Here is a 4,409-nt window from a genome sequence, read left to right as displayed (position 1 = left end):
CCGCTCGTCCCGCCGCCGCCCGGGCCGGCCGGGCGGGGGCAGGGGGCAGCTGGCCCTTGAGGGGGCCCCACTCGTTCGGGTCGGGGACGCCCGGAGGCAGCATCTGACGGCGCTTGGGGCCGCCGTGCTCGGACTCACCGGGTTCCTTCGCGCCGGGCCACGCCTTGGCGACGCGGGCGGCGAGAACGAAGTCCTTGCGGAGCGGATGCCCCTCGAAGTTCTCCGGGAGCAGCAGGTGTTCCAGCCCCGGGTGGCCCTCGAAGAGCACGCCGAACATCTCGTGGGTCTCGCGCTCGTGCCAGGCGGCGCCCGCGTAGACGCCGACGGCGGACGGCAGGGCGGGGGCCTCGTGGGGGACCGTCGTCCGCACGAGGAGGCGGCGGACCGGGTTCAGGGCGACGACGTGCGCGCAGACGCGGAAGCCCGTGCCCGGCTCGTCGACCGCGCTCAGCCAGTCGAAGTAGGTGCAGGACAGCGTGGTACGGGCCGTCTCCAGGGCGGTGAGCCAGGCGGACGGCGGCACGTCCACGGTCAGGAGGTCGTACGCCTCCTCGGCACTGGCGTCCGGGCCGAAGAGTTCCTCGGCGGGGGCGGGCAGCCAGCCGGCCGCGCTCATCGGGTCTCCCCCTCCGAGGCAGGCGGGGTCTCCCGCTCCTGGGCGGGCCGCGTCTGCCCTTCCGAGATGGGCGGGGTCTCCCCTTCCGGGACGGGCCGGGTCTCCCCCTCCGGGACGGGCCGGGTCTCTCCCTCCGGGACGGGCCGGGTCTTCCCCTCCGGGGCCGGCGGCGGGGGCGTCACCAGGTCGCTCTGCAGCGCGGCGGCCGACGGCCGGGCGGGCCCGGTGCCGTACCGCTCCCCCAGCGACTCGCGGGCGATCTTCTCCTGGAGCTTGAGGATGCCCTGGAGCAGGGCCTCGGGGCGCGGCGGGCAGCCGGGGACGTACACGTCCACCGGGATGATCTGGTCGACGCCCTTGGTGACGGAGTAGGAGTCCCAGTAGGGGCCGCCGCAGTTGGAGCAGGCGCCGAAGGAGATGACGTACTTGGGCTCGGGCATCTGCTCGTACAGGCGCTTCACGGCCGGGGCCATCTTGTCCGTGACCGTGCCCGACACCACCATCAGGTCGGCCTGGCGGGGGCCGGGCGCGAAGGGGATGACGCCGAGCCGGATGAAGTCGTGCCGGGCCATCGACGCGGCGATGAACTCGATCGCGCAGCAGGCGAGGCCGAAGTTGAACACCCAGAGCGAGTAGCGGCGGCCCCAGTTCAGGACCACCTTCATCGGCTCGGGCGCCAGGCGGGCGAGGGCGCCGAGCCGTTTGGGCTCCGGGAGGTGGACGGGGTCCGGGTTCACGTCCATGCCAGGACGCCCTTCTTGTATGCGTACAGCAGGCCCACGGCGAGGAAGCCGAGGAAGATGAACATCTCCACGAGGGTCGTCGCGCCGTAGCCGGGGGCGGCGAAGACCGTCGCCCAGGGGAACAGGAAGATCGAGTCGACCGCGAAGATCACGTAGAGGAAGGCGTAGACGTAGTAGCGGACCTGGGTATGGGCCCAGCCCTCGCCTACGGGGTCGACACCGCACTCGTAGGTCAGGAGTTTCTCAGGGGTCGGTACGACCGGGCGCAGCAGGCGGCCGGCGCCGAAGGCGACCGCGACGAAGAGCACGCCGACGACGGCGAGCAGTCCGACCACCGAGTAGGACCGGAAGTAGCCGGCCGCGACGACGTGTGCCGCGGCGGCCGTCGTGTCCCCCACCGTCTCCCGCACCGTCCGTCCCTCGCTCCCTGACCTCGTGGCCCTAGTGAACTGTGTGATGCAACGTGATTCGAGGATCTGTACGCACGGGAGTCTAGGCCCTGATAAAGATCGGGTAAGCAGCCCGTCACGCCCTGAGACGGCCAGGCCCGGCAGGGTGGGGTTTTCCCCCGGCGGCGGAGGGCGGCGTACCGCATGGCGTGAACGGTGGCGGGCACGGCAGGCTGATCAGCATGACCGCTCCCAGCCCCGCCGCCGGCCCGACCGGCGGCACCGACGCACGCGATGGCCTCCACCGTCTGCCTCCGCCCCGCCCGGCCTACGACGCGCACACCTGGAAGGAGATCGCGTACCTCCTGCTGAACCTGCCGGTGGCGCTCTTCGGGTTCATATACGCGTTCACCTCGCTGGCGGTCGGCGGCGCCCTCACGGTCACCGTGATCGGACTCCCGCTGCTCGCGCTCAGCCTGCTGGGCGCGCGGCAGCTGGGGAAGCTGGAGCGGGCCAGGGCCCGGAAGCTGCTCGGGGTACGGGTGGAGGAGCCGACGCCACTGCCGCTCGCCAAGGGCGGGGGCCCGGTGCAGCGGCTGTGGATGGCGCTGAAGGACCCGGTGGGCTGGCGCACCCTGCTGTACGACGTGGTCCGGCTGCCCTGGGGGATCCTCACCTTCTGCACCGTGCTGATCTCGCTGTTCGTGCTGTGGCCGGTGCTGCCGTACCTGGCGCGCGGCATGGCCAACCTCGACCGGGCGATGGTGCGGGGCCTGCTGTCACCCTCGGACGAGCTGGAGCGCCGTATCGCCGAACTGGAGTCGGACCGCGGGATCGTGGTCGACACGGCGGCGGCGGACCTGCGCCGCATCGAGCGGGACCTGCACGACGGCGCACAGGCGCGGCTGGTCAACCTGGCCATGGGGCTCGGCCTGGCCAAGGAGAAGCTGCTGGAGGACCCCGACACCGCGGCGTCGATGGTGGAGGAGGCGCACGGTGAGGTGAAGCTGGCCCTTCAGGAGCTGCGCGACCTGGCCCGGGGCATCCACCCCGCCGTGCTCACCGACCGTGGCCTGGACGCGGCCCTGTCCTCGGTCGCCTCCCGGTGCACGGTGCCGGTGGCGGTGACCGTGGACCTGCCCGCCCGGCCGGTCGCGGCCATCGAGGGCATCGCCTACTTCACGGTCTCCGAGCTGCTGCAGAACATCAGCAAGCACAGCGGGGCCCGTACCGCTTCGGTGGACGTGTGGCATGCGGACGACCGGCTGCTCATCCAGGTCCGGGACGACGGCCGGGGCGGCGCGCGCCTGGACGGCGGCAGCGGTATGCGGGGCCTGGCGGAGCGGCTGGGCGCGGTGGACGGCCTGTTCGTGGTCGACTCCCCGGCCGGCGGCCCGACGGTGGTGACCGCGGAACTGCCGTGGCGCGACCGGCAGGAGCAGTAGACCGCCGCGAGACCGGCGGGAGCGACCGGCGGGAGCAGCAGACCGCCGCGAAACCGGCAGGAGCGACCGGCAGGAGCAGCAGACCGTCGCAAGACCGGCAGGAGCAGTAGCCCGTCGAGCGACCGGTAAGAAACCGATGGACCGTCGGGCGACCGGCAGGCGCTCACGGACAGAAGCGGCAACCGAACGACAAAAGCGGGACTCAGACGGTAGCCGCGCGCACGCCGTCCGCCCCCCACCCCTGGCTCCCGCGCCGCCGGGCGGAGCCCCAGGGGTGGGGAAAACCCCCCGCTCAAGACGCCGACGGACTCCATGGCCCCGGGGGGCGGGGCCGGGCGACTCTGGGTATGCGGCTGAACCGCCGCTCCGACGACGAGAACGGGACGACATTCGATGGCCACGGACTACGGGCACGGACACGGGTACGGGCGAGGACACGGACACGTAGCCGGCACCGGCCACCGGCTGCCGGCCGCCCTGCGGGCACCGTTCGAGGCACGCACCTGGCGCGAGTTCGCGTACGTGCTGCTGGGCCTGCCGATCTCCGTGGTGCTGTTCACCTGGACCGTGACGATGGTCGCCCTCGGCGCGGGCCTGCTGGTGACGTTCCTCGGCATCCCCGTCCTGGCCGTGGCGCTCGCCGGCTGCCGGGGCTTCGGCGTGCTGGAGCGGGGGCGGGCACGCGCCCTGCTCGGTCTGGAGGTGGCCGCCCCGGAGCCGCTGCGGACACGCAGGCCGGGTCCGGCGGCGTGGATGGGCGCGCTGCTCAAGAACGGCTCCTCCTGGCGGCACGCGCTGTACGCACTGCTGCAGTTCCCGTGGGCGGTGTTCACGTTCTCGGTGGCGGTCACCTTCTGGACCTGCGGCTGGACGCTGCTGACCTATCCGCTGTGGTTCTGGGTGTTCCCGACGTACGCCGGGGACGGCGGTCTGCAGCTGTACGGCGACGCCCACCACAGCGTCTACCTCGACAACCCGTTCGAGATCACTGTCACCGCGCTGGTCGGGCTGGTGTTCACGCTGGTCACCCCGTGGCTCGTGCGGGCCCTGACGACCGTCGACGGGCTGCTGGTGCGTGGTCTGCTCGGACCGTCGCCGCTGTCGGCGCGGGTGGTGGAGCTGGAGGCGGACCGGGGGGCCGTGGTCGACACGGCCGCCGCCGACCTGCGCCGGATCGAGCGGGACCTGCACGACGGCGCGCAGGCCCGGCTGGTCG

General features: G+C 72.7%; 4 protein-coding genes and 1 pseudogene. 2 read left to right on the top strand and 3 right to left on the bottom strand.

Translation table 11 applies throughout. The features are described from left to right. The 3 genes and pseudogenes from GT045_RS01660 to GT045_RS01650 all read right to left on the bottom strand — a co-directional run. Positions 1-931, bottom strand: a 931-nt coding sequence (locus tag GT045_RS01660) for an NADH-quinone oxidoreductase subunit C (RefSeq protein ID WP_237538274.1), incomplete at its 3' end; no start/stop codon positions are given. Beyond that, positions 919-1,281 (bottom strand): annotated as a pseudogene (gene nuoB, locus GT045_RS39365) (NADH-quinone oxidoreductase subunit NuoB); the annotation flags it as partial. The pseudogene nuoB and the gene GT045_RS01660, both read right to left, overlap by 13 nt. A gap of 68 nt (positions 1,282-1,349) precedes the next feature. Continuing rightward, on the bottom strand, positions 1,350-1,769 hold the full coding sequence (locus GT045_RS01650; RefSeq protein ID WP_161288191.1) for an NADH-quinone oxidoreductase subunit A: 420 nt from the start codon (positions 1,767-1,769) through the stop codon (positions 1,350-1,352). A gap of 221 nt (positions 1,770-1,990) precedes the next feature. On the opposite strand from GT045_RS01650, the gene GT045_RS01645 reads away from it, so the two are divergent. Both GT045_RS01645 and GT045_RS01640 read left to right on the top strand, forming a co-directional pair. Then, positions 1,991-3,193: a sensor histidine kinase gene (locus GT045_RS01645; protein WP_202526842.1), complete on the top strand. Its 1,203-nt coding sequence runs from the start codon at positions 1,991-1,993 to the stop codon at positions 3,191-3,193. Positions 3,194-3,586: 393 nt separating this feature from the next. Then, the coding region (locus GT045_RS01640; RefSeq protein WP_202515220.1) for a sensor domain-containing protein at positions 3,587-4,409 on the top strand (823 nt) is incomplete at its 3' end.

Source organism: Streptomyces sp. SID486 (assembly GCF_009865385.1).
GTDB lineage: Bacteria > Actinomycetota > Actinomycetes > Streptomycetales > Streptomycetaceae > Streptomyces.
This window is presented reverse-complemented; position numbering and strand designations above follow the sequence as displayed.

Coding starts and splice junctions, on each gene's coding strand:
- GT045_RS01645 (WP_202526842.1), top strand. CDS start 1,991: ATGACCGCTCCCAGCCCCGCCGCCGGCCCGACCGGCGGCACCGACGCA.